Source organism: Dyadobacter fermentans DSM 18053 (assembly GCF_000023125.1).
GTDB lineage: Bacteria > Bacteroidota > Bacteroidia > Cytophagales > Spirosomataceae > Dyadobacter > Dyadobacter fermentans.
Genome location: NC_013037.1, coordinates 1570208 through 1594046 on the forward strand (window position 1 = coordinate 1570208; position 23839 = coordinate 1594046).

Consider the following 23839-nt stretch of genomic DNA (forward strand, 5'->3'; position numbering starts at 1 on the left):
CAAAACTTTCGAAATAAATGGGACAACCTTACGTCGGAGAAATCAGAATGTTCGCCGGCTCTTTCGCACCTGCCGGATGGGCTTTCTGCAGCGGTCAAACGCTTCCTATATCTGAAAATGACGTGCTCTTTCAACTGATCGGCACAACTTATGGCGGCGATGGCCAGGAAACCTTCAACCTGCCCGACCTTCGCGGGCGGCTTCCCCTGCACATGGGTACCGGAAAATTCGGGAATACGTATCAGATCGGTGAATCGGCCGGAACGGAGAGCGTCACCCTGTCCACCCAGCAGATTCCCAACCATACCCACAGCTTTCGGGCGAGCAATGACATTGCCAACTCCGGAAGTCCGAATAATTCGGTCATAGGGGTATCGAGCTCAACCTCTGTTTTCATCGCGGATCTTGCATCCGAGCCGATGAAACCTGCGCTGAGCCCTGTCGGCGGCAACCAGCCACACGAGAATATGCAGCCCTTTCTGTGTATCAGCTTTATCATTTCGTTGTTCGGCATTTTCCCTTCGCAGACTTAGGCGCGGTAACCGGCAATTGTTGAACCTCAAAACCTCTTTCAATCCATATGGCAGATCAATTTGTAGCAGAGATAAGAATATTTCCTTTCAATTTCCCCCCCACCGGGTGGGCATTTTGCAATGGACAAATCATGCCCATTTCCCAGAACACGGCCTTGTTCTCTTTGCTGGGAACCTATTACGGGGGCGACGGAAAATCCACATTCGCACTTCCCGACCTGCAAGGTTCTGCGCCGATGCACCAGGGGGACGGGCCCGGCCTGAGCAACCGCTCGCTCGGTGAACAATCAGGTTCGCCATCGGTTACGCTCATTCAAACGGAGATACCGGTGCACACGCATAACCTGAATTCGGTGGGTGCAATTGCGGATTCGAAAGATCCCAACGGCACTTGTTTTGGTGTGTCCCAGAACGGCAACGTGTACACAGCTTCGGCCGGTCCGTCGGTCATTATGCAACCAACTGCACTCAGTACCGCGGGAGCGACATTGCCGCACAACAACATGATGCCTTACCTGACGGTCAATTTCTGCATTGCTTTACAGGGCATTTTCCCGCAGAGAGGCTAACTAACAACCCGAAGTAACACTGCTTATTTTTTCTGATTATTGATGAAGTTGACGCTTACCGACCCTAACCTTCGGTTGCGGCCCATTGAGCCCGCCGATATGGACAAACTGCTTGAAATCTACGGCAGTACAAGAGAAAAAGAAATGGAAAGGGTGCCGCACTGGTCCGATCTCATGAAAAAGGAGTTTATCGCCAGCCAATTCCGGGCGCAGCATGAACACTATCAGAAAAACTATATCGGTGCCGACTTCTGGGTCATTGAAAAAAACAACAAAACGATCGGAAGGCTCTACTTCCAGGAAGATCACCAGGGATTGGGTATGCGGATCATTGATATCAGTATTCTGCCGGCCTACCGCAACCAGGGAATAGGCTGGGGAATATTTGAAGACATCTTCGGAAAAGCGGCCGAACTCGATCGGCCGCTTACGATCCATGTCGAGAGCTTCAATCCTGCCAAGAATCTGTATACCCGCCTTGGATTTAAAACAATCAGTGAAACCAATGGAATTTATCATTTAATGGAATGGAAGCATACGATTTAAGCCAGATCACATCCTCGGATTTTACGCCTTATGTGCAACAGTCGTTAGAGATCCATTTCGCAGAGAACGTTGTCGTACAAGCCGTTCTGAAAGGTGTGACGGAATTGAACGGTTATAGTCCGCTGGAAAGAAAATCGTTCTCGGTCGAACTTCAGACCATCGGCGACCACCGGGCCCACCAACAGGGTATCTACCGGATCGTCCACGCGACCGGCAAATTCCTGGACGTATTCATGGTCCCCATCGGACCCGACCGCGAAGGAATGCGCTACGAAGTGTTGTTTTCTTAATCCCAACTTTTCGAACTAAACGCATGATGTATCATGAGCCAATGATTGCTTAACAAACTAAAACTATGAGAAACCTATACTTCTACCTGGCAGGCGCCGCCCTGCTCGCGTCGGGCGTTGAAATGGTCGGCAGGCTAGCCGAAACCCCGGCCGTACCCCAGGAATGGATCGTCCAAAAGGCGGACAGATCCGTCCGCAACCAGCAAGAGCGGGTTCCGTTCGCCCGCACACGCAAGAAATCGGGCACCAAAGCCCTTCTCGCCCCGAGTATCACCGCCACCAACACGTATGTCATCACCAGTAATACCGGGCCTTCCGGCGCTTCGGCGGGCGATGAGCTGGAATATACCGTCACCATCAACAACGGCGGGCCCGACCCTGCCACGGGAACGGTGTTCACGGAAACGATCGACGCCAACACAACACTGGTGCCGGGGTCCGTCAAAGCGAGCCCGATCGCGCAAAACGATTCCTACTCGACCATAGGAAACGTCGGGATCAACATTCCCGAAGGCACGGGCCTATTCGCAAACGATGTCAGCCCCGCCGGCACGCCCATCAGCCTGAACAGTACCACGACCGTTGCGACGACGGGCGGTGGTTCGGCCACTATCACTGCGGCTACCGGTGCTTTCATTTACGAACCGGCAGCAGGTTATTCAGGAAATGACACTTTTACCTACGAGATTCAGAACGGATCGGGCATGACTTCGACTGCTACGGTTACCATTTCCGTAGGAAGTGCTACCAATATGATTTGGTTTATCAATTCGGCTGCCGCTGCCGGTGGTACGGGAACGCTGAGCAAACCATTCAATTCCATCTCCGCTTTCAATAGTATTAATGGTGACGGAGCAGCTTCACACCCTCAAAACGGACATGTGATATTCATTTATTCCGGATCGTACACCGGCCCGCTCACGCTGCGCAACGACCAGAAAATCCTTGGACAGGGCTCCACGCAGTCGATCCTCAGCTTCACAGGGTTCTCCGCTCCGAATGGCACCAACCAGCTCCCGGCCGTAACCGGAAGCAACGCAGGCAGGCCTACCCTCACCACATCGAGCGGAACGGACAATGCGATTAACCTGGGCACCACCAACATCATAAAAGGGATAAATATAGCCAACACGACCGGCACCAAAATTTCCGGATCGTCAGCGGGGACATTCACCGCTTCGGAAGTCGGCTTATCAGGCAGCGGAAGCGCATTGAACCTAACGAACAAAACGCTGAATGCAAGCTTCTCGGAAGTATCGAGTTCGTCTGCGACCAATGGCGTCAGCCCGATCAGGATATCATCCGGTAACGGGACACTTACCATACCAGCGGGTTCCATCACGTCCACGTCTGTACCCGCGATCGACATTGCCGGCAAGGGCACAGGCGACAGGATTGCCCTCAATGTGACATTGACCTCCGTATCAGCTAACGGCGGCTCCAAAGGTCTGGCATTGCAAAATGCCACCGGTTCGTTCCAAATTAACGGTACCGGCACAACAGGGGGATCAGGCGGGACCATTCAGAACATCGCCGACCGCGGGATCGATTTACGTGACGTTCAGAATATCACGATCAAAAATATGAACCTGGCGAGTGCCAATACGGCAGAGGGGCCAGTTGTTACCGGCGCAGACAATACCAACGCCAACGCAGCAATCCACGGTTTGAATGTCGCCGGCCTTGCGCTGGATCGCATTGTAGTAAGTGGAATTGTTGCACAAATGGGGATCAACCTGCGCGGAGGCAGCAACTTTAACCTCACCAATAGTACCATTAACCAATCCGGTACGGCGTCCATCGTTGAAGAAGGTAATATCTATGCAACGAACCTCGGCGGAACCAACTCGATTGTAAATTCTGCATTAAAAAGACCGGGCGGGCGGGCCGCGTACTTCACCAATTACGACGTGAATATGACGAGGCTGACCATCGATAACTCTTCATTCGAAGATGCAGAGTATGCAGCGTGCTTACTCTTCGAAGGAAAAGGTTCGTCTACGATGAGCCTTAAAGTTCAGAATGGCAGTCGTTTTACGAAACCGGGTTCGGCGGGCATTGAGGTTTATTCTAATAACAGCGCCCAAATGGAGGCCGACATCCAGGGTGCCACCATAGATATCGGCTCAGGAGCAGACGAGGGTAAAGGGATCGACATGGCCGCATCGGGAACATCCAGATTGAAATTCAATGTAGCCGGTAACACCTCGGACTACCGAAGTGGCCCGGGCTTCAATTTCTTCGCTTTCAGCGACGGATACCTTGAAGGCAATGTAACAAACAATGTGCTGACGAACAACGCTACTGGTGAGGGAGGCTCTTTCCACGGTATCGCATTCTCGACACAGGGATCAACCGCTCGCGGAATTGTCCGGATAAATGGCAATACGATTAACAATTCTTTGAGCTCCATTGGTATCAGCGCCCAGGCGGGTTCGACTGGCGGCGCACAGAGCAGCGCTGTGATCGACAACAACAATGTTTTCTTGACCGGCAGCAATTTCGCTCACGGGGTGTATGTCAACTCCATCGGAGGTACCAACTATAACGGAACACTGTGCGCCAGCGTTACCAACAATGATGTGACGTTAAACGGCGGCGGCGCTGCCGCAGGTGGTTACAGGGCCGGCACGCCAGGCACAGTTCTCAACGTGCAGCAAGCCGCCTCATCCGGTTCAACGGCCTGGACTGCCGGCAACAACACTCCGAGTGGCTCCGGAACCCAAAACGGGCTTGGTACAATCAACTATAACGCAGGAGGCCCCACAGGCTGTCCGACTCCGTCGTTCAGCGGGTTGCGTGAAGCGGCTATCGAGGAGCCGGTCGCGGGAAGAATTTCGGCTGACTCATCTGTAACGGAGCAACAGCCGGTACAACAAGTGGCAGCTCAGGCGCCTGCACCAACGGAACCGAAAGAAGAAATCGCCCAGGCTGCCACCACGGCACCAAGCCCGGCCAGGACGGATGCTACGCAATCGGGTGAAACCGTGACGGTAAACGGCACCGGCAGCGGCTTTACATTGCCTGCCGGCAAAAACACTGTCATCAAGTTCAGAGTGGTGATAGATGCGAACATTCCGGCGTCAGACTGCGAAGTTTCGACCCAGGGAACAGTTAGCGGCAGCAACTTCACGTCTGTCCTGACCGACGATCCTAATACTACCGGAACCGACAATCCAACCGTCACCCCGGTGGTGTCCGTACCGGTGATCACATTCTGCCCCGGCGACCAGACCCTATCGCCAGACCCGGGAACCTGTACATCCACGCAGACCTTCGCGGCGACTGCCGGTGCTTGTCCGGTAGCGACGATCACCTACACCGTCAATGGCAACCCGATCACCTTCCCGTATGCATTCCCGGCCGGCAACACCACCGTGCTGGTAACGGCTTCCAACGGCATCGGCACCGCGCCAACCTGCTCGTTTACCGTAACGGTAACCCCTACCCCGGCACCGCCGATTACCGACGAGCCGGATGCTGCAACTATTTGCGCAGGTTCGGGCGCTTCGTTCACCGTGGCTACTTCGCAGACAGGCGTTACTTATCAATGGCAGAAAAAGCCATTCGGGGGCGCATTCGCGGACATTTCGACCGGTACTAACCCTACTGCCGACGATGCAACGCTGACGCTGACCAATGTACCGGCTTCGGATAACCTTTCGGAATACCGCTGTATCATTACAAACCCTTGTAACAACAGCACCTCCGATGCGGCCGTGCTCACGGTGAACGAGATCACCGGTTCGAGCGCTACCGGAACGACCAGCATTGCTCAGGGAGGGCCTATGCCGCACGTGACGTTCACTGCTACCGGAGGGACACTGCCGTACACGTTCACCTACAAGATCAACGACGGGGCAAATCAGACCGTGAGCACCACGGGGGCGCTCACCAGCGCCAAGGTAGGCCAGCCGACCGAGACTGTGGGGGCATTTACGTACGAACTCGTGAGCGTAACGGATGCCCAGAACTGCACGCTGACGCCGCCTTCGCCCCAAACGGCCACCATCACGATCACCAGCAACCTTTCCGCTACGATTTCAGGCAGCACTACCGCTTGCCAGAGCGAGACGGCTCCGCTGGTCACATTCACGGCTGTGAACGGCATCGCGCCATTTACATTTACCTACCAAATCAACGGCGGGGCTGAACAGCAAGTAACCACTACCGGGGCTAGCACCACGGCCACCGTGAGTGTGCCAACCACTGCCACCGGCACATTTGTGTACACGCTGACCAACGTGACCGGCGCAGGCAGCGCTTCCACGGCGATTTCAGGACAAACGGCCTCCGTGACCATCGACGCGAAGCCGACAATCGCATTGACCGGCGACGAGTACCAATGCGACTTCGGTGCCGATCCGCAGACGTACACGGTGTTTTTCACCGCCACCGCCGGAGCCGTGATCACAACTGACAAGGGAACCGTGAGCGGTAACACCGTGACAGGCATCCCAAGCCAGGAAACGGCGATCATCGTAGCCACAGTGAACAACTGTTCGGACACGCTTATCGCTTTCAAAGACTGCTCGATGCCGGTGACCCTGATCGATTTCAGCGGTGCAAAGGTGGAAAACACGGTAGCACTGAAATGGAATACCGCAGAGGAAACCAACAGCGACTATTTCGAGGTCCAGCGCAGCAGCAACGGCAAGAACTGGACGGCCATCGGCACGCAGAAATCGCAAGGCGAAAGCTACAAACTCGTGGATTACGCATTCGTGGACCAGAAACCCGCTCAGGGCGACAACTTCTATCGCCTGAAAATGGTGGATGCTGACAAGACCTTCGCTTACAGCAAGATCATCAACGTTCGCTATGACGGACTGGCCCTCGTATCGGAACTTTATCCGAACCCGGTTTCCACCACCCTCAACCTGAGAAGCACCGACTGGGGCCAGGTTAAATCGGTGGAACTGCATAGCCTGACGGGAATGTCGGTTTATAAATCGGGTAAGACTGTTTCCAAAACGATCGACGTGAAAAACCTGCCTGTGGGCATGTACATTCTGACGATCACGCACAAAAACGGGGAAATTGTGAACCGAAAAGTGGTAATCAACCGATAATCGTATGACACCAATGCTTAATTAAAGCGTTGTTTAGGTTAACTGATATCAGGCGGGGAGTTTCTCTCCGCCTGATTTTTTTGCCCTCTCCTCATTCCGGCTTCACAGCGCTTTCGCCGCCTACTTCCTCAAATACCTCAATATTTTACCCGGAAAATGTAAAAAAGAGGCCAATTAAGCGCCCCGTTAATGCTTTGTTAACCATTTCTTAATCAGTGCCCGATTACTTTGACCACAAGGTTCGGCCGACCGATTGCTCATTTCACCCACGCTTCCCGACCGGGGAGCGGCATTACCAACCAAACACATTTAAACAACCAGGAACTTGACCCTACGGTATGAACAAACAACTTCTATCAAAACATTTATGCAGGCAATCCTTCCGGACCAGGCTCTGGCGCGTGTGCATTGCATTGTGCGCGGTGCTGCTCGTACAGACTGCCGCGTTGGCCCAGGTAGCCGCGGACGAGGTGCTCGTCGGCGGCGAAGTGAAGGATGAAAAAAACAGCGCGATCCCCGGCGCAAGCATCGTGCTCCAAGGCACCGCGAAGGGCACAACGACCGACGCCGACGGAAAATTTTCACTCGCCGTCCCTAAGTCGGGATCGGTGCTGATCGTGAGTTTTTTGGGTTACAAAAGGCAGGAGGTCGCGGTCGGTAACCATACCGATTTCAGCATTCGCCTGGAACCCAGCTCCGACGACTTGCAGGAAGTGGTGGTGGTAGGCTACGGCACGCAGCGCAAGCAAACGCTCACCGGCGCCATTTCAAACATTGTTTCGGAACAAATCAAAACCACCACGCACACGAGTCTGGCGCAAAGCCTGCAAGGCAAGGTGGCCGGGGTGCAGATCCGCCAGAATTCCGGCGAACCGGGCTCGTTCAGCACGAACATTAATATACGTGGTTTTGGAGAGCCGTTGTATGTGGTAGATGGCGTGGCGCGCGACGGCGGTTATGAATTTCAGAAAATCAACCCGGACGACATTGAGAGTATTTCGGTGCTGAAAGATGCTTCCGCGGCGATTTTTGGTATCCGTGCGGGGAATGGCGTGGTGATCGTGACGACGAAAAAAGGGAAGCAGGGCAAGCCAAAGTTCAGCTACAACATGGTGTACGGCCGCCAAAGCCCCACCGATGTGCCCCGGATGACCAACGCATTGCAATGGGCCGAAATGCGGAACGACGCTGCCAAGAACCTGGGAGAAAACCCGGTGTACTCGCCCGAAGAGATCGAAAAGTTCCGCTCCGGCGCGCCCGGCTACGAGGGCACCGACTGGTACAAGGAAACGCTGAACAGATCGGCCGGCCAGCAGCAGCATTTCATTTCGGCATCGGGCGGCGAGGGCGTGGTGAGCTACTTCACGAGCTTTGGCTACCAGAAAGAAAACGGCCTGCTCAAAAGCCGCGATATGGGTTATCAGAAATATACCTTCCGTTCCAATATTGGTATTGATTTAACCAAAAACCTGAAAGCGGACCTGATCCTTTCGGGGCTGTTTGATAAGCGGGAGCAGCCGGGTGATAACTTTTTTAACATCTATAAAGGAACCCGCATTGCGTTGCCTACCGAGCGTCCTTTCGCCAATGACAACCCCAAATACCCCGCATTACTGAGCGGCGGCTATAATCCGGTGGCATTGGCCGACCGGGAACTCACGGGCTACTCGCAGGAGGTGAACAAGTTCTTTCAATCGACATTCGCACTCACCTACACCGTGCCATTCGTGCCGGGGCTGCGCATTAAGGGGCTCGTGGCCTACGACAGCAACAACTACCGCGGCAAGTCGGTGTCGAAGGCCTACAACCTGTACACCTACGACGCCGCAACGGACAAGTACACCGCGCACGCCCAGCGCAATCCTTCGCGCATCGGCAACAATTTCACGGACAATAACCGCATTACCTTCCAGGGACAGCTGTTTTACAACACCGTGATCGCGAAAAACCACAACCTCGGCGCGACGCTCGTGTACGAGCAGCAGGAATCGCACAACCGCTGGGCTGGGCTCGGCCGTGAATATGCATTCTTCACCAACGACCAGATCGACCAGGCAGGACTCAACAACCAGACCACGAGCGGTTCCGAGGCGGAATATGCCAGCCAGTCGTACGTCGGCCGGTTGAATTATGATTTCAAAGAGAAATACCTGCTGGAAATCGCCGCGCGCTACGATGGCTCCTACCGCTACCATCCCGACCGCCGCTGGGGGCTATTCCCGGTCGTATCGGCGGGCTGGCGCGTGTCCGAGGAAGGTTTCATGAAACAAATCCCATTCATTTCGATGCTGAAACTGCGGGGCTCTTACGGCCTTGTGGGTGCGGATGCAGGTGCGCCGTTCCAGTATGTGCCCGGCTTCTCGCTCACCGGCGGCGGCGGATATGAGTTTACGAACGGCAATTACACCACCGGCGCCGCTTCCCCGGCAATCGTGAACGAAAAGCTGACGTGGTTTAAGTCAAACATCCAGGACGTGGGTATCGACGTGGGCCTTTGGGATAACAAAATCGACCTTACTTTCGACGTCTACCAACGCGACCGCAAGGGCCTGCTCGCCCGCCGGAACGTGTCGCTGCCCAACACATTCGGCGGCACATTGCCCGAGGAAAACCTGAACAGCGACCGTGTGCGGGGAATCGAGTTTTCAGCCGGCTATAATGGACAGATCCGCGATTTCAAATATGGGATTTCCGGTAACTTCAACTTCGCACGCACGCAGAACCGGTACGTGGAGCGGGGCGAGTTCCTCAGCAGCATGGACAAATGGCGCGGCGGAGCTACCAACCGGTGGAATGACGTGGTGTGGGCCTACCAGCTCGAAGGCCAGTTCCAGAGCAAGGACGAGGTCATTTACGCACCCATTCAGAATGGCGACCTGGGCAACACCCGCGAGCTGCCGGGCGATTTTAAATACAAGGATGTGGACGGCAACGGCGTGATCGACGGCAACGACGCCATTCCGCTGTTCTTCGGCGGCGATCCCAAAATGTACTACGGCGTCACGCTCAACGCGTCGTGGAAGGGCTTCGATTTTACGGCATTGTTCCAGGGTTCGGGGAAATACAGCGTGCGCTTCCGCGAAGTGTATGCCGAAGTCTTCGCATTCCGCGGCAACACGCCGGAATATTTCTATGACAGATGGCAGCAGTCGCCCGACGGCCAGTGGATTCCCGGCGAATGGCCGGCTTCCCGCTTCAACTACAATGTGGGCGCCATGTACGCCGAAAGCGGTGCGTGGCGGAAGGATGCTTCCTACCTGCGTTTCAAAAGCGCGCAGCTCGGCTATACGTTCAACCTGTCGTGGCTGAAAAAAATCGGTATTGACGATGTACGCGTGTACGGCAATGCGCACAACATCTTCACCTGGGCCGATCCGTTCGTGAAGCCCTTCGATCCTGAAAAAGTGGAAGGCTTATTCGGCGCGGGACTTACCTACCCGGTAACGCGGAGCTTCAACTTCGGGATCAATGTCAACTTTTAACTTCAATTGATAATGAGCTATTTAAAAAATATCCTGACGCTCCTGCTGGTGCTCGTGGCGATGAGCTGCGGCAATGTGCTCGACAAGCAGCCGCTCGATAAGTTGCAGGGCGAAAACCTCTTCTCCAACCCGGAAGGTGTGAAACTGTACATGGCAAACCTGTACTACCAGCTGCCGATAGAGGATTTTACTTTCTTCCGGCAGGGATTCAACTGGAACACCGGCGACCCTAACAACGGCGGCTTCGCCCCGGCCATGGCCACCGACGAGGCCGTGCATACCGAATTCGGCGATTTTGTGGGAGATGGCGATTTCCAATGGTGGGACCAGGGTTACAAACTGATCCGTGACGTGAATATCCTGATCGACATCATCCCTACCCTGGATGTGACAGACGACGAACGCAAAGCCCTCATCGGCGAAAGCGCATTCATCCGCGCCTATGCGTATTTTGCCCTGGCCAAACGCTACGGCGGCGTGCCGCTGATCACTTCGGTGCAGAAATATGAAGGCGATGTGGAAGCCCTGAAAGTGCCGCGCAGTACCGAAAAGGAAACCTGGGATTTTGTATTAAAAGAATGCGACACTGCTGCCGGCAATCTCGGCGACGCCTGGCCGGGTGGCGAACGCCGCGCGACTAAATGGGTGGCATATGCCCTCAAATCCCGTGCAGCACTGCATGCGGCGTCACTAGCCAAGTACGCCGACCGGGCCCCTATCTCGGGAACCGCCGCCGATCAGAAGCTTGTCGGATTAGACAAAACCGCGGCCGCGGAATTTTACAAAGCAGCCATTGATGCGTCGGAGGCCATTATCAGTGCGGGGAAATTCAATTTATATAAACCCTCACCAGCCACACCCGAAGAAGCTGCAAACAACTACCGGCTGCTTTTCGAAGACCCCAACAATGCGCCGGAAGAGGTGATTTTTATCAAAGGCTATGCACGACCGGGCTCGGGCACAGGGCATAATTACGGCATCTGGTACCAGCCCAACCAAACAGCCAACGGCTGGCCGCACCCGGGCCGCATGAACCCGACGCTCGAACTGATGGACGTGTACGAAAGCTACGACAAGCCCGGGGAAAGCGCGCCGCTGGCCACGTCGGCCGCAGCAAACGACCTGAGCGATTACACCGGTTTCAATGCAGCCAAACAATACAAAAGGTTTGATACCGAAAACGAAATTTTCAAAGGAAGGGATGCGCGCATGTGGGCGACGATGATCCTGCCCGGTACAAGCTGGAAAGGCCAGAAAATCGTTATCCAGGCCGGGTTCATCAAACCGGACGGAACGGCACAGATCATGGGCGGCGACCCTTTCACCCATGCAGGCAAAACCTATTACACCTATGGCGCGGCAGATCGGACGCAATATTCGGGATTCGATACCTGGGGCGGCAATAATACCCGCACAGGTGTGAGTTTCAAGAAGTTCCTGAATGAGGGCCTGAACATCCCGCCGGGCTGGAACCAGTCCGTAACCGATTTTGCCGACTTCCGCTATGCCGAAATCCTGCTGAACTACGCGGAAGCCATCGCCGAAAGCGGCACGGGCGACCAGACGAAAGGTAAAAAGGCATTGAACGACATCCGCCGCCGGGCCGGCCACAAAACGGAGATCCCGCTGACGATCAACAATGTGATCCGCGAGCGGCGCGTAGAACTTGCGTTCGAGCACAAGCGGTTCTGGGACCTCATCCGTCGCCGGGAATACCACACGCTGTTCAATAACACCATGCGCCACGCATTGCTGCCGATCCTGGACCTGCGCGTCACCCCCGCGAAATACATTTTTGTGCGCGTCAACGTGCCCCGCAGCAACCCGGCCACATTCGACTACCGCCAATACTACCGTTCGATTCCGGGCATTGGGGCGAATGGTCTGGTTCAAAATCCGCAGTATTGAGGGGGCTTTAAGCATTAGGCTATAAGCTTTAGGCTTTAAGCGATAGGCTCGACAAGCGAGAATTTTTGAAGCATAGTACAGCTTACAGCTTACAGCTTGCAGCTTACAGCCTTCACAACGTAACAAACGATCTAACAATGAAACAAATAACCACCCACATCTCCGCTCTGCTCCTGCTTTTCGGCGCGGCGGCTTGCGGCGTCGACAATTATCCGGCGCCTGATTCTCAGCTGTATGGCACGTTTCTCGATATCGACACCGACGAGCCTGTGGAACAGGACATCATCCGCGGCAGCACGATCGAGTTCATCGAGCACGGCTACGCATCGCAGACGAAGCAAACGATGATCGTCAAAAACGACGGAAGCTACCGCAACAACCTGATTTTCGCGAATACTTACACGATCACGCCCGTACGCGGTAATTTCGTGCCGATGGGGGCACAGGAAGTGGCCGTCAAAGGCGATACGAAGCTCGATTTCAAGGTGCAGCCCTACATTCGCGTGAAAGAAGCGAGCATTGAAAAAGCCGGAACGAAAGTGATCGCCAAGTTCAAATTGCAGCAAACCGTAATGAATAATGTGCGCAAAATAGGCCTCTACGCACACCCGGAACCCTCCGTGGGCGAGCCTATGCGCGTGGCGCTGGCTGAGCAGGAAATCAACGGCGCCATCGACCCGGATAAGGTGTATCAGCTGGAAATCGACATTCCATCCAACAGCAATGTATTGAAAGCCGGCAACCCTTACTTCTTCCGCGTAGGAGGCATCATCGACGCACCGGAGTCGAAGTTTAATTATGCGAAAGCGGTTAGGATTGCATTGTAAATTAAAAAGCCGTAGGCCATAGGCTTTAAGCAATTAGCTTTCAGCACCAGCCTGCGGCCACAAATATTTTATCTAAAAACTAGCCAACTGCATACAGCTTAAAGCTTACAACCCCTTATGAAATTAATAAAACTCCTAATCTGCATTTCCCTGGTTTCGTTCGGCTGCAAGGGCAGCGATGAAGATCCGAAAACGAACGATCCCAAACCCGTCGAGGAAGTCAGATACGACGAATCGCATTCGCTTTATAAAAGTTACAAGGGGCTGGTCATGGCCGGTTACCAGGGCTGGTTTACGGCCGAAGGCGACGGCGCCGGGCGCGGCTGGCATCACTATCAGAAAGCCGGAAAGTTCGAGCCGGGGTTTGCCTCGATCGATTTCTGGCCGGATGTGAGCGAATATTCCAAATCTTACAATACGGCATTCAAATATGCCAGCGGCGAGGCGGCGAAAGTGTACAGCCCCTACGACGAAGAAAGCGTAGACCTGCATTTCAAATGGATGAAAGAGCACGGCATCGACGGCGTATATATGCAAAGGTTTGTGGTGGAAGTGAAGGGCGAAAGCGGCAAGCGGCATTTCAATAAGGTACTCGCCAATGCATTGAAAGCCGCTAAGAAATACGGCAGGGCGATCAGCATCATGTACGATCTCAGCGGCTCCACTTCGGCAGACATGGATTTCATCGTCCGCGATTGGGAGGAACTCCAACAGCAGTTTAAACTCTTCGATGGCCAGGAAAACCCGACCTACCTCCGGCATAACGGTCGTCCGCTGCTTGCCATTTGGGGCGTAGGCTTCAACGACGGCCGTAAATACACCATCGCGGACATTCAAAGCCTGCTCGAAAAAGTGAAAGGGCCGGCCAAAAAAGCCTCCATTCTCCTCGGCGTGCCCTATTACTGGCGCGAGCTGGGCAACGATACCGAGCAGTCGCCGCTGCTGCACACGGTGATCAAACAAGCCGATATAATCATGCCATGGGCCGTGGGGCGTTACAATGCCTCCAATTATGTGAGCGTGGCCGGACCGAACCTGCCTGGGGATATCAACTGGTGCAAAACAAACAAGATTGACTACGCGCCGCTGGTGTTTCCCGGTTTCAGCTGGGGTAACCTCAAAAACGACAAGTCGCTTTACAACCAGATCCCGCGCAACAAGGGCGAGTTCCTGTGGCAGCAGATCGCTGGTGCGAGAATGTCGGGTGCAGAGGCGCTCTACGTCGCGATGTTCGATGAAGTGGACGAAGGCACCGCGATCTTCAAAACCCTCAAAGAAGGAAGCACGCCGCTGAACGGTGACGGAAAGTTTGTCGGGATCGAGGCGGACCTGCCTTCCGATTATTACCTATGGCTCGTGGGCCAGGGGGCCAACTGGTTTCACGGTGCGGGCGGGTACGGCGCCGAAAAGCCTGTTAGGAAATAGATTTCGCCATTTTTCATTATGTTTAAACAAAATAGCGGCCTAAAACCATTTTGTTAAAACATTAAATATGAAAATTACATTTTCCCTGATCCTTTCTTTCCTGCTGGCCGGTTTGCAGACGCTTTCCTTTGCGGACAGCGGAAAAAAATCCAAAGCACTTCCCCGGATCGCGATCGCCGGGCTCGGCATCGAGTCGAGTACGTTTTCGCCTGCCCGCACGGAGGAACCGGCGTTCAAGGCGAAATACGGCGAACAGATTTTTACCTCCTACCCCTTCATGGCCGCCGATTCCAGTCTGCGCAAACGCGCCGAATGGCTTCCGGCGCTGGTGGGGAAATCGCTGCCGGGCGGTATGGTGACGCGGGCGGCCTATGAGTCGCTGGTGAAGCAGACCCTCGACCTGCTCAAAAAGAACGGCCCGTACGACGGCCTGTATTTCGATATCCATGGTGCCATGAGCGTAGAAGGACTGGACGATCCCGAGGGTGACCTCATTACCCGCGTCCGCGAGGTGATCGGCAAAAAAGTGCTCATTTCTACGTGCATGGACCTGCACGGCAACGTCTCGTGGCGTCTCGCACAGCACACGGACCTCATTACGTGCTACCGCATGGCGCCGCATGAGGACGCCATGCAATCCAAGCGCCGCGCGGTCGAAAACCTGCTCTCGCGACTGGAAAGCGGCAAAGGAAAACCCGCCTACAAAGCGTGGATTCCCGTTCCGGTCCTTCTCCCCGGCGAAAAAACCAGTACGCGCATCGAGCCCGGCAAATCGCTTTATGCCAAAGTCGCCCCCGCCTCCAAGCAGCCGGGCGTGATCGACGCGGCCATGTGGGTGGGCTACGCCTGGGCCGACGAGCCGCGCAACCACGCGGTAGTAATGGTGACCGGCGACGACAAAGCCAACGTGACCCAAAGCGCCGAAATGCTCGCAAAAAGTTTCTGGGATGTCCGCAAGGAATTCGCATTCGTAGCACCCACCGACGATCTGAAAGGCGCACTCAACAAGGCACTCGGCAGTAACAAGCGACCGTTTTTCATCAGCGACTCGGGCGATAATCCCACGGCAGGCGGTGCAGGCGACGTCACCTGGACGATCACCGAAATCCTGAAACGACCGGAATTCAAAGCCGAAAACGGGCCATCACTCATTTACGCCTCCATTCCCGGCCCCGAACTGGTGGAAGCAGCGGTGAAAGCAGGCGTGGGAGGCAAAATCGACGCGCATGCCGGTGCAAAGGTGGACGCACGTTTTGCGCCGCCCGTTCACCTGGCAGGCACCGTGGAGGCCATCCATCACGGCGATATCAATGCTGAAACCGAGGTGGTTGTGAAAGTGGGCAGCGTGCGCGTAATCGTTACGAAAAAGCGTAAGCCCTACCATAAAGAAGCTGATTTCACCAGATTGGGCCTCAACCCGCGCAAGTCGGATATTGTAGTGGTAAAAATCGGTTACCTCGAACCGGAGCTTTATAACATGCGCGCTGATTGGATTCTGGCGCTTACGCCGGGCGGCGTCGACCAGGACTTGGAGCGATTGCCCTACAAACGCATTAAACGGCCGATGTTCCCGCTGGATAAGGACATGAAAGAGCCCGATCTGAAAGCGAAACTGGTGCCGTCATCTGACAGTAATTAGTATTAAAAATGCAAAGCCGGCTGCTCCTGAGGGGTAGCCGGCTTTGTTTTGCAGGAGTGCGGGGACGATCAAACGTCCCGTTTCCTCGAATATTCCAGGAATGTAATGCCATTGTTGCTGCTCTTCACCTGATCAAGTTGGAGGTTGACACGGTGCCTGATATTGTCGAACACCGGCTTACCTTCTCCCAGTATAACGGGGTAAATCGCGAGGCGGTAAACATCGATCAGATCCAGATTAATGAACGTCGTGATCAGCGAGCCTCCGCCGTAGAGCCAAATGCCCTTGCCCGGCCTTTGCCGAATTTCCCGGACGTGTTCCGCCAAATCGGTGTTGATGAACGTCGCTTTGCCATCGCCAACCGCATTATGCGAGAAAACGTATTTCTCCTTGCTGTGAACGGCTTCCCAAAGCTGCTTTTCCGTTTCGGACACCTCGGCGGGCGGCAGGTACTGGCCCCAGAGGTCGTAGCTGACACGACCATAGAAAATGGCATCGATACCCGAGAGAAAATCGACGAGGCCACCGCCCACGCTATCGTCCATCGTGATCCAGTCGATTTCGCCGTTCGGGCCTTCGATGAAACCGTCGAGGCTCACCGCCAGATCGAGAATGATTTTGCGCATAGTTTTTGGTTGATGAACTAAAATAAATGCTGCATTCCGCCAAATCAGCGGCTGGATTTCATCGCTTTCACCGTTTTCAAATCCGGTTTTTGCGTGAATTTCTTGTATTCGGGACTATCACATGCGTACAATGCAATCTTCCCGTTCCCGTCGTTGTGAATGCCCCAGCCATAGCGTTTCGTCAAAGGTGACGCGCGCATACACGCCTGGCCTTTTGAGAAAAACTGCTTCCGCGCATCTTCCAGTTCACTTTCTGTAAGATCCTTCCGTTCGGCAAAAACCTGGAAAAGCACATCGTCGGACGTGAATTTGTAGGGATTTTTGCTGATCATCTCGTATTGAATACCGGCCACGGTTTTGGAATCGCCTTTCATCGGTGGTACCTCGCCCCCGGCAGCCGGACAATCGTCGGCTATCTCGATGAATGTGTTTTCGTAATTGGTGGTATGAACTTTCATGACGTGTCTGTTTTGGACGCAAAATAATGACTCTGCTGACAACAGTATGTCAGCAGCAAATGCAAAATCGACAAAAACTTTGCCCGGCTATCACGCCGCGATTTCCGCCTCAACTGCCGCATGGCTCCGTTTCATATCACGGTAAGCCCATTCCGCCATCGCGTTAATCACCGATTCGAGCTCCCGGCCGCCTTCGGTGAGCGTGTAGGTAACATACGGCGGCACCACCGGCTTAGCCTCGCGGATGAGCAAACGGTCGTTTTCCAGCTGTTTTAAATGCTGAATCAGCATTTTTTCGGTGATATGCGGCATCGCCTTCCGGATTTCGCTGTAACGCTTGCTCCCGGCCAGCAGGTGATAAAGAATGATGGGCTTCCAGTGGCCGCCGATCTTGTTCATCACATACGTAACCGGACATTCCTGCATTACGATCTCGCGGTTCGCATTGTAAGTCGAGCTTTCTTTGATTTTAGTCATACATACTCTCGGGTAAGTACTTGTCAAAAAGTAAGTACAAATATAGCTTTGTCCCATCAAAAAACAAATGCAAAACAGACATGAAATACATCATCACAGGGTCACTCGGCAACATTAGCCTGCCCGTTACCCAAAATCTCTTAAAAGCTGGTCACGAAGTAGTGGTTATCAGCAGCAACACCGATAAAAAAGAGCAGATCGAAAACCTCGGCGCGCAAGCGGCGATCGGTTCGGTACAAGATCCGGTCTTCCTCGAAGCGGCGTTCCGGGGCGGCGACGTGGCCTATCTCATGATCCCGAGCGTGTTTTCTCTGAGCGATTACGCCGCGTTCCAGATTGACGTAGCCGATAAATACGTGCAAGCCATTCAATCGGCTGGCATCACGCGCATTGTGCTCCTGAGCAGCATCGGCGCACACATGCGCAAGGGCGCCGGGCCGATCGACGCATTGGGTTATCTGGAAGAAAAGCTGGCAGAAGTCCAGGGATTGCAGGTCAAAATCCTGCGTCCTTCCTACTTTTTTAATAACCTTTATTCACAAATCGGGCTAATAAAAAATGCGGGAATCGCGGGCAGCAACTTCGGCGGCACGGACGAGAAACTCGTGCTGGTAGATACCGACGACATCGCCAAAGTAGCCACCGAGCAGCTTCTCGCGCCATTTCCCGAAGCTCAAACGATCACCTACATTTCCAGCGACGAACGCCACCCGACCGAAATCGCCGCCGTCCTCGGCGCGGCCGTAGGCAAGGAAGGAACACCCTGGGTTACATTCTCCGACGAAGACAGCTACAACGGCATGCTCCAAGCCGGCCTGAACGAAAGCTTCGCCGGCCTCTACCGCGACATGGGCCAGGCGCTGCAGAACGGCACAATGCAGGAAGACTACTGGAAAAACAGCAGCGAAATCAAAGGAAGTTTCAAACTCGAAGACTTCGCCAAGCGCTTCGCCGGCGCTTATCAGGCTTAATTATTTTGAAGGGCTGGTCTTGTGTCAGCCCTTCAAAATTCCGCCCCTATCAAGATCCGCTTAAACGGATAAAAAACAGGGGTTTTCGGGAAGTGGCTTTTTAGCATTGCCTTGTAATCTTCTACAAATACCGCTTTCAACTCCTCCGGCAAGCGTTGGAGGTAGGGAATCAGTGCCGTGCCGGAAACCCAGGTCAGCAGCGCGTCCACGTCGTTCAGCACGAGCGGGTATATTTTTTCAGACACCTGCATGGATTTGCTTCCGTTTTCGAAAAGCAGCTGGGCGTAACTGTCCAGTTCCAATACGGGTGACAGGCGGTTCCAGCCCTCGTATGCCGATGCATAAGTTTCCCGTGTGGCGAGCTCATTGAGCAAACGGTTGGTTAGGTTGTGATGCTGGGCAGGCATTTGCACCAGCAGCTGGCCGCCGGGCTTTATTTTGGAAATGAGCCGGGGGAATAGCGCGCGATGATCCGGTATCCATTGCAAGGCTGCATTGGAGAAAACCACATCCCATTGCTGCGGCTTTTCGAGCTGGTTTTCGATCGTGATGCATTCAAAATTCAATGTACTACCATTCGCTTTTTGTGAACTGCCCAGCATTTCCTGGGAAGAATCCACGCCCAAGACCCGGGATTCCGGCAGGGTATCAGCCAACTTGGCCGTTAATTCGCCCGTTCCGCAACCCAAATCGATCACTTCCAGCCCCGGCCGGACTTTCAGCAACGCCATCAAATCGTAAAACGGCGCCGAGCGCTCTGATTTAAACTTATTATACACTTCGGGGTTCCAGGCCATAGGGAATTTATATTTTCAGATTGAGTAATTCGGTAACCATATCCGCCAGCGGAATGGCCGTAACGTCCTTTGCAAGGGGAAACCTCTCTTTGCCGGGATATACCAAAAAACGTTTCTCGGCTCCGATATCTTCGCAACCCAGGTAAAAACCTTTCGAAAGCGCGGGAGACAGCGATCTTTTTATTTCGATTGCATACCGCTCCTTCGGCCCCCTTTCGAGAACCAGGTCAATTTCTGCTCCCGCGGAGGTGCGGTAATACCAGGGCGTCATGCCCATAGGCACCGCAGCCATTAGGTTTTCTATCACAAACCCCTCCCAGCTATTGCCCGACACCGGGTGGCCAAGCAAATCATCGTACGTGGCGAGGTTGAGCAGCGCATGCGTGAGGCCGCTATCACGGATATATACTTTGGGTGTTTTCACAAGTCGTTTGCCCACATTTCCCGACCAGGGCCGCAATGTCCGTATCAGAAAAAGGTCTTCGAGCAGCTCCACATAGCGTTTCACCGTCGGCAATGCGATATCGAGGCTTGAACTCAGCTGCGCCGTATTCAACTGCCCGCCCTGATGGTGCGCGAGCATGGTCCAAAGTCTTCTCAACAAGACAGTGGGAATGCGCGGCCCGAACTGCGGAATGTCCCTTTCCAGATAAGTATTAATAAAATTGAGCCGCCAGCGAAAGCTGTTCACGTCGTTTTTGGACAAAAAACTATCTGGAAAGCCACCCCGCAGCCACAATTTATCCTGCGCGCCGGGGCCGGTTTCTTCAATTTCATTAATAACAAACCCCGAAAGCTCACGGTAAGCAATCCTTCCGGCCAATGTCTCGGACGATTGTCTCAAGAGATCGAGGGAGGCGGAGCCGAGGATCAGAAACTGGCGTGAACGCAATCCTTCTTTTCTGCGCCGGTCGATAACGCCACGCAGCACCGGGAAAAGTTCGGGCACACGATGCACTTCATCCAGGATAATCAGACTTCCCTTGTGCGCTTCGAAATACACCTCCGGCGCATTGAGTTTGGCCAGATCAAGTGGATTTTCAAGGTCGAGGTAAATGGGTTTGGGATCGAGCGACTCAGCCACGAGCTCGGCAAGCGTAGTTTTGCCAATTTGCCGTGGCCCTAATACGCCCACAGCTGGAAAATTATCCAGCAACTCATCAATTTCTTCCTTCGCTATCCGTGGTATCATCCTTGCAATTATAACATCCGGTGTTAGATTTACAAGGTAAAACTAACCTTTTCCCTTCGGAATTACTACGGTTTTACCTTGTAAATCTAACACTAAGTGTTATAATTACAAGGTAAAACACGCAGGCAAAGAGCTACACTCCACTTTCCCTTCGCTTGATTTCCAGCTCAGTAGGCTCTTCCAGTGCAAAAGAACCCACTTTAATCTCGCCATCGGGCACGTAGGTTGTCATGATGACGCCGGTGCTTGATACGCTGTGTTTTGTCAGTTTGAGATTGGACGGGACTGTGCCGTTGGCAAACAGCTTTTTGCCTTGACCGATCACGAGTGGGAAGATCCAGATATTCATTTCGTCGATCAGGTTGTGGCGGAGGAGCGTCTGGATAAAATCGGCGCTGCCATGTACCTGCAAGTCGATGCCGTCCTCGGATTTGAGGGCCTTCAATTGCGCAAGCGTGTCGCCATTGAGCAGCACCGTGTTTTGCCAGGTCGCATCTTTCAGCGTTTGCGTCGCCACGTATTTGTTGCAGGCATTGAACTGCTCGGCGGTGGGGTCGTTTTCCATGAACGGCCAGTGGGCGGCGAAAATATCGTACGTTTTACGGCCTAGCAACAGGTCGTAGGGCCGGCTCATCCCCTCGTCCATGACCTGGCCCATGATTTCGTCCCAGTAGTGAAACGACCATCCGCCGAGCTCAAAGCCGCCGGCACGGTCTTCCTCGGGGCCGCCGGGTGCCTGAATAACGCCGTCTAATGTCGCGAATGTGTTGGTGATGATCTTTCTCATGATTTCTGAAATGTTGATGGTTGATTAATGATTGATTATCAATACAAATTTAGAGCACCAACTGCATTTCAAACGAGTGTCAAAGCGCCTTTTGAAAGGGTCATTTGCGACAAGATTCGGCTTTGAAAGGTCGATCAAAAAAAATGCCGGCCTCACGACCGGCAATTTGCCTTTCTTATAGCGTATGTGATTATTGTTGTTTGCGTTTTTTGACACTCTGGTCGACGATCGCGCCGGTACCTGCACCTACGCCGGCACCGATTAGGCTGCCGATCAATGCACCTTCACCCCGCTTCTTGTTGACGATCGCGCCGGTGATCGCGCCGGTCCCCGCGCCCACGACTGCCCCTTTGGCGGTATGGCTCCATTTCTTTTTAGCCGGAGCTGATTGTGCGGCAGGTGCGCTTGCAACGGCCTGATTGTGGTTTGTTGCCTCATTTTTCTCAACATCTTCCCACTTTTCCGCTTCCGCGCGTTGCGTGTGCAGCGTGTTCATTGAATCTATGATGGCCTGCTTTTCCATGGCTACACGCATGGAATCAATGGTTTTCTGTTGTGATTTCAAGAGTGCTTCCTGCTTATCTGACTGCGTATTACAAGCCACCATAACGGAGGCGGCACATAACACCGAAATAACAGCTTTCATCTTTGGTGTTTGGATGGTTATGCCAATGAAATGACCAAAATTGTGCCAGCCAACCATTTCTGCTCCCGCCGCATGCACATTCAAGTCCTCCTGCCGGTAAATAACAAACGATTGAGTAAAATCACGATCCTCGCTAACTTGTAGAAGTACCTTGATTTTTAAATAACCATCTCCATGGAAGGAATTATCAACGACGACCTCGACCAGCGATCGCAGCGCCCCGGTCCGAATGGTGCGCGACCGTTTTTTACCAGAGGCAATCCGGTCACCGTCACCCGCGCCGAGCGCGACGGCCGTGCATTGTGGTACATCACGAGCGACGGCACGAAGGTCATCGCCAATAAGGTGGAACTGAATGCCTACTCTGGCCTTTCGTCTGCCGATCAGTCGCATTTCTTCGTTTGCTACCGCGCGCAAACTGCCGGCGTGCCGGTGATCGAAATGGCGGATGCGCCCGACAGGCTATTTTTTGCCAACCTTCCACCCTCGCCGAACCGCGAATTCAAGGTGATGGAGCTGTTTCCAGAGGTTTGGGCCACAGCCGTGACGCAAGCCGCGAGCCGCCTGCCCGAATCCCGCAAGCATGTTTTCGTTTACATTCACGGTTTCGACTGGGAGCCTGGCCTTAAACTGGATCTCGTGCCGCAGTTTGTACAAAGCTACCTGGCCCACCCGCAAAACAGTGTGGCCAATGTGCTTTACTTCGGGTGGCCGTCGTACGGATGGCGCAAAAAGGCCGACGACCGTTCGATCGGCTACGGCGAGCAATTTACGCGGAATGGTTTGTTCAAATACTTCGAAGTGCTCTCCAGTAAACTGAAAGAAGCCGGAAAAACGCTTAACCTCGTCGTTCATTCATTCGGCCACCAGCTATTGAACGGCATGGTCAACCCCGGCGGCGGCCACAGCATTCCTACCGGCATTTTTGAAAACATATTCCTCATGGCGCCGGATATAACTCACCTGGCGGTACAAAAAGGCGGCGTGCAGCTCAGAAATATGCGCAGAAAGTTCAAAGGGCCGCATTTCCATTACAATTACACCCCCTTGAAGCAACTCGCCAAAAACGTCCACATTTACTACGACCCGAGCGATTACTTGCTGTACGTGAGCTCCAAGCAGTTCAACCTCAATGCAAATTCAGCCGCATTCGATCCCCGCCCCGACGCCGAAGGCCTCACGACCGACTTCCGCAACCTGGGCAGCTACGGCGACGAAATCTTTAAAAACGATCCCAATCTCCAACTCGAAGACGGCTTCAACTTCTACAACGTATTGGATATTATCAAAAATAGCACCGATCCCGAGCCCGACCCGCTCTACTACGGCTTCCTGGACAACACCGACGAAGCCATGACCCAAGCCCGCGAAGGCGATTACAGCGGCATTAAACTGCTTAGCACCTTCTGGGACCGGCATTTCCTCATGAACCATCATGCCTACCTATTCAGTTGCAGGCCAGTTGTCGCGCATGTGCTGGAAAGGCTGGCGGCGACAGCTCCTCAACCGGATATCCGTGAGGAAGAGGCACCCATTGTATAGACCTGCGCATTCAAAACACAGGCTAATCGTAAGATTGTTATATCCAAAGACA

At 53.9% G+C, this 23839-nt stretch carries 19 protein-coding genes; 12 read left to right on the plus strand and 7 right to left on the minus strand.

Annotated elements, in window-relative coordinates; genetic code table 11:
* Positions 1-17 precede the first annotated feature (17 nt).
* The 10 genes from DFER_RS06595 to DFER_RS06640 all read left to right on the plus strand — a co-directional run bounded on the left by DFER_RS06595 (position 18) and on the right by DFER_RS06640 (position 16291).
* Positions 18-533 carry a phage tail protein gene (locus DFER_RS06595; protein WP_015810839.1) on the plus strand — a complete coding sequence of 172 codons (516 nt, stop codon included), beginning with the start codon at positions 18-20 and terminating at the stop codon, positions 531-533.
* A 47-nt stretch (positions 534-580) separates the two neighbouring features.
* The gene (locus DFER_RS06600; protein ID WP_015810840.1) at positions 581-1102 is read left to right on the plus strand and encodes a phage tail protein; all 522 of its coding nucleotides are present in this window, start codon (positions 581-583) and stop codon (positions 1100-1102) included.
* A 42-nt stretch (positions 1103-1144) separates the two neighbouring features.
* A complete protein-coding gene (locus DFER_RS06605; RefSeq protein ID WP_015810841.1) occupies positions 1145-1648 on the plus strand; it encodes a GNAT family N-acetyltransferase in 504 nt (167 codons plus the stop codon).
* Positions 1630-1938: a DUF6916 family protein gene (locus DFER_RS06610; protein WP_015810842.1), complete on the plus strand. Its 309-nt coding sequence runs from the start codon at positions 1630-1632 to the stop codon at positions 1936-1938. Before DFER_RS06605 ends, DFER_RS06610 begins: the two co-directional genes overlap by 19 nt.
* A 65-nt stretch (positions 1939-2003) precedes the next feature.
* Positions 2004-7010, plus strand: coding sequence for an Ig-like domain-containing protein (locus DFER_RS06615; RefSeq protein ID WP_015810843.1), 5007 nt, complete (start codon positions 2004-2006; stop codon positions 7008-7010).
* A 338-nt stretch (positions 7011-7348) separates the two neighbouring features.
* Positions 7349-10492, plus strand: coding sequence for a SusC/RagA family TonB-linked outer membrane protein (locus DFER_RS06620; protein ID WP_015810844.1), 3144 nt, complete (start codon positions 7349-7351; stop codon positions 10490-10492).
* A 12-nt stretch (positions 10493-10504) separates the two neighbouring features.
* Positions 10505-12400: a RagB/SusD family nutrient uptake outer membrane protein gene (locus DFER_RS06625; RefSeq protein WP_015810845.1), complete on the plus strand. Its 1896-nt coding sequence runs from the start codon at positions 10505-10507 to the stop codon at positions 12398-12400.
* Between the two features lie 137 nt (positions 12401-12537).
* The gene (locus tag DFER_RS06630; protein ID WP_015810846.1) at positions 12538-13227 is read left to right on the plus strand and encodes a DUF3823 domain-containing protein; all 690 of its coding nucleotides are present in this window, start codon (positions 12538-12540) and stop codon (positions 13225-13227) included.
* 117 nt (positions 13228-13344) lie between these two features.
* A complete protein-coding gene (locus DFER_RS06635; RefSeq protein WP_015810847.1) occupies positions 13345-14652 on the plus strand; it encodes a glycoside hydrolase family 99 protein in 1308 nt (435 codons plus the stop codon).
* 67 nt (positions 14653-14719) lie between these two features.
* On the plus strand, positions 14720-16291 hold the full coding sequence (locus DFER_RS06640) for a M81 family metallopeptidase (RefSeq protein WP_015810848.1): 1572 nt from the start codon (positions 14720-14722) through the stop codon (positions 16289-16291).
* 68 nt (positions 16292-16359) lie between these two features.
* Here DFER_RS06640 and DFER_RS06645 read toward each other — a convergent pair whose 3' ends face one another.
* The 3 genes from DFER_RS06645 to DFER_RS06655 form a co-directional block, all read right to left on the minus strand.
* Positions 16360-16917 (minus strand): dihydrofolate reductase family protein, encoded by a 558-nt coding sequence (locus DFER_RS06645; protein ID WP_015810849.1) that lies wholly within the window; start codon positions 16915-16917, stop codon positions 16360-16362.
* 44 nt (positions 16918-16961) lie between these two features.
* Entirely contained in the window at positions 16962-17375 is a 414-nt protein-coding gene (locus tag DFER_RS06650) for a DUF6157 family protein (protein ID WP_015810850.1), read from the minus strand.
* Positions 17376-17465: 90 nt separating this feature from the next.
* Positions 17466-17852, minus strand: coding sequence for a winged helix-turn-helix transcriptional regulator (locus tag DFER_RS06655; protein WP_015810851.1), 387 nt, complete (start codon positions 17850-17852; stop codon positions 17466-17468).
* An 80-nt stretch (positions 17853-17932) separates the two neighbouring features.
* Here DFER_RS06655 and DFER_RS06660 point away from each other — a divergent pair, with 80 nt between their 5' ends.
* Complete coding sequence (locus DFER_RS06660; protein WP_015810852.1) at positions 17933-18823, plus strand: SDR family oxidoreductase; 891 nt, start codon at positions 17933-17935, stop codon at positions 18821-18823.
* A gap of 32 nt (positions 18824-18855) precedes the next feature.
* On the opposite strand, the gene DFER_RS06665 is transcribed toward DFER_RS06660, so the two are convergent.
* The 4 genes from DFER_RS06665 to DFER_RS06680 all read right to left on the minus strand — a co-directional run bounded on the left by DFER_RS06665 (position 18856) and on the right by DFER_RS06680 (position 22323).
* Positions 18856-19620, minus strand: coding sequence for a methyltransferase domain-containing protein (locus tag DFER_RS06665; protein WP_015810853.1), 765 nt, complete (start codon positions 19618-19620; stop codon positions 18856-18858).
* A gap of 7 nt (positions 19621-19627) precedes the next feature.
* Positions 19628-20812: an ATP-binding protein gene (locus DFER_RS06670; protein WP_015810854.1), complete on the minus strand. Its 1185-nt coding sequence runs from the start codon at positions 20810-20812 to the stop codon at positions 19628-19630.
* A 133-nt stretch (positions 20813-20945) separates the two neighbouring features.
* A complete protein-coding gene (locus tag DFER_RS06675; RefSeq protein WP_015810855.1) occupies positions 20946-21599 on the minus strand; it encodes a dihydrofolate reductase family protein in 654 nt (217 codons plus the stop codon).
* A 190-nt stretch (positions 21600-21789) separates the two neighbouring features.
* Positions 21790-22323, minus strand: coding sequence for a glycine zipper family protein (locus DFER_RS06680; RefSeq protein WP_229206258.1), 534 nt, complete (start codon positions 22321-22323; stop codon positions 21790-21792).
* 96 nt (positions 22324-22419) lie between these two features.
* Between DFER_RS06680 and DFER_RS06685 the strand changes: the two genes are divergently transcribed.
* Positions 22420-23787, plus strand: a complete 1368-nt coding sequence (locus DFER_RS06685; protein ID WP_015810857.1) for an alpha/beta hydrolase — start codon at positions 22420-22422, stop codon at positions 23785-23787.
* Positions 23788-23839 lie beyond the last annotated feature (52 nt).

Coding starts and splice junctions, on each gene's coding strand:
- DFER_RS06615 (WP_015810843.1), top strand. CDS start 2,004: ATGAGAAACCTATACTTCTACCTGGCAGGCGCCGCCCTGCTCGCGTCG.
- DFER_RS06645 (WP_015810849.1), bottom strand. CDS start 16,917: ATGCGCAAAATCATTCTCGATCTGGCGGTGAGCCTCGACGGTTTCATC.
- DFER_RS06675 (WP_015810855.1), bottom strand. CDS start 21,599: ATGAGAAAGATCATCACCAACACATTCGCGACATTAGACGGCGTTATT.
- DFER_RS06660 (WP_015810852.1), top strand. CDS start 17,933: ATGAAATACATCATCACAGGGTCACTCGGCAACATTAGCCTGCCCGTT.
- DFER_RS06630 (WP_015810846.1), top strand. CDS start 12,538: ATGAAACAAATAACCACCCACATCTCCGCTCTGCTCCTGCTTTTCGGC.
- DFER_RS06620 (WP_015810844.1), top strand. CDS start 7,349: ATGAACAAACAACTTCTATCAAAACATTTATGCAGGCAATCCTTCCGG.
- DFER_RS06610 (WP_015810842.1), top strand. CDS start 1,630: ATGGAAGCATACGATTTAAGCCAGATCACATCCTCGGATTTTACGCCT.
- DFER_RS06665 (WP_015810853.1), bottom strand. CDS start 19,620: ATGGCCTGGAACCCCGAAGTGTATAATAAGTTTAAATCAGAGCGCTCG.
- DFER_RS06655 (WP_015810851.1), bottom strand. CDS start 17,852: ATGACTAAAATCAAAGAAAGCTCGACTTACAATGCGAACCGCGAGATC.
- DFER_RS06595 (WP_015810839.1), top strand. CDS start 18: ATGGGACAACCTTACGTCGGAGAAATCAGAATGTTCGCCGGCTCTTTC.
- DFER_RS06605 (WP_015810841.1), top strand. CDS start 1,145: ATGAAGTTGACGCTTACCGACCCTAACCTTCGGTTGCGGCCCATTGAG.
- DFER_RS06635 (WP_015810847.1), top strand. CDS start 13,345: ATGAAATTAATAAAACTCCTAATCTGCATTTCCCTGGTTTCGTTCGGC.
- DFER_RS06650 (WP_015810850.1), bottom strand. CDS start 17,375: ATGAAAGTTCATACCACCAATTACGAAAACACATTCATCGAGATAGCC.
- DFER_RS06600 (WP_015810840.1), top strand. CDS start 581: ATGGCAGATCAATTTGTAGCAGAGATAAGAATATTTCCTTTCAATTTC.
- DFER_RS06670 (WP_015810854.1), bottom strand. CDS start 20,812: ATGATACCACGGATAGCGAAGGAAGAAATTGATGAGTTGCTGGATAAT.
- DFER_RS06640 (WP_015810848.1), top strand. CDS start 14,720: ATGAAAATTACATTTTCCCTGATCCTTTCTTTCCTGCTGGCCGGTTTG.
- DFER_RS06685 (WP_015810857.1), top strand. CDS start 22,420: ATGGAAGGAATTATCAACGACGACCTCGACCAGCGATCGCAGCGCCCC.
- DFER_RS06625 (WP_015810845.1), top strand. CDS start 10,505: ATGAGCTATTTAAAAAATATCCTGACGCTCCTGCTGGTGCTCGTGGCG.